This window comes from Polaromonas sp. P1_E3, assembly GCF_056405935.1.
In genome coordinates this window covers 1-1806 of record NZ_JBFUBD010000483.1, presented here as the reverse complement: position 1 = coordinate 1806, position 1806 = coordinate 1, and the positions used below count along the sequence as shown (strand labels likewise).

1 protein-coding gene is annotated in these 1806 nt (G+C 56.9%); it reads right to left on the bottom strand.

Annotated features, from left to right (window positions below; genetic code table 11):
* A partial coding sequence (locus tag AC1D0Z_RS20795; protein ID WP_477660061.1) for a HAMP domain-containing protein occupies positions 1-1806 on the bottom strand: 1806 nt, incomplete at both ends.

Sequence of the window (1806 nt, the reverse complement as noted above, 5' to 3'; positions counted from 1 at the left end):
AAAATAATCTGCTGCTTGTCGGCCGAGATGCCGATCCCGGTATCAGTAACGGAGAACGCCAGCACTTGCGGAGCACGGTTCAATTCCTCGTTGTCCGGGCTCCAGCCCGTGAAGGCCTCTTCTATTGACAGGGCCACATGGCCTTGGTGCGTGAATTTGAAGGCGTTGGACAGAAGGTTTTTGAGAATTTGCTGCAGCCGTTTCACGTCTGTCACCATGGAAACCGGCAATTGCAGCCCGGTAGTGATCAGGAAATCGACGTTCTTGGCCTCTGCCACATGGCGGAAAGTCCGTTCGACATAGAGCTGCAGATCGGAGAGGCGAAGTTCATTGATATCGACCACGACCGTGCCGGATTCGATCTTGGAAAGATCCAGAATGTCGTTGATCAGCATGAGCAAATCGTTGCCTGACGAGTGGATGGTCTTGGAAAATTCCACCTGCTTGTTTGTCAGATTCCCTTCCGAGTTTTTGCAAAGCTGGTCAGACAGGATCAACAGGCTGTTGAGCGGTGTGCGCAACTCGTGGGACATGTTGGCCAGGAATTCCGACTTGTACTTGGATGTCAGCGAAAGTTGCTTGGCTTTTTCTTCCAGCGCCTGGCGCGCCTGTTCCACCTCCTGATTCTTGCGCTCGACCTCGTCGTTCTGCTGCACCAGCAAATGCGCCTTTTCCTGCAATTCCTCGTTGGTCTGCTGAAGCTCTTCCTGGCGGCTTTGCAACTCCTGCGCGAGGGACTGCGACTGGGTCAACAGGTCCTCGGTGCGCATATTCGCTTCGATCGTATTGATCACGATCCCGATACTTTCCGTCAGCTGATCAAGGAAAGCCTGATGGGTCGGGTTGAAGCGTTCCACAGAAGCCAGCTCCACCACGCCCCTGACTTGCCCTTCAAAAATAATGGGTAGCACCAGGATGTCCATAGGCGCAACTTCGGTGAGGCCGGACGAAATCTTGAGGCCCTGCGGCAGTGACGAAGTCAACAGTATTTTTTGCTTGTCGTACGCACACTGCCCTACCAGTCCTTGCCCGAGATCAATCTCCTTGCCATAAGCTCCCTGACCTTCAGATGCATAGCTCGCCATCAATCGCAGCCGCGGTCTTTCGTGCGTGTAGCTAAGCACGTAGAACTCCGCCTGTTGGGCACCGACCACGGGCGCAAGTTCCGAGAGGATCAGGTGTCCCACGGCCACCAGGTCTTTCTGSCCCTGSAGCATSCGGCTGAAYTTGGCGAGATTGGTCTTCAGCCAGTCCTGTTCGGTATTGAGCTGGGTGGTGTCCTTGAGGTTGCGAATCATTTCATTGATCGTGTCCTTCAGGGCTGCCACCTCGCCGAGCGCTTCGACCGTGATGGACCGCGTCAAGTCACCCTGTGTCACAGCGGTGGCAACCTCGGCAATGGCTCGCACCTGGGTCGTCAAATTGGCGGCCAGCTGGTTCACGTTCTCTGTCAGGCCTTTCCACGTGCCGGCTGCACCGGGAACCTTGGCCTGTCCGCCCAGTTTGCCTTCTACGCCGACTTCACGCGCGACCGTCGTCACCTGGTCGGCAAAAGTCGCCAGGGTGTCGGTCATGCTGTTGATCGTATCGGCCAGTGCGGCTATTTCCCCCTTGGCCTCTACCGTGAGCTTCTGCTCCAGATCGCCATTGGCCACTGCGGTCACCACCTTGGCAATGCCCCGCACCTGGCCAGTCAGGTTACCGGCCATGAAGTTCACGTTGTCGGTCAGGTCTTTCCAGGTGCCGGCCACGCCCTGCACATCAGCCTGTCCGCCCAGCTTGCCTTCGGTGCCGACCTCCCGCGCC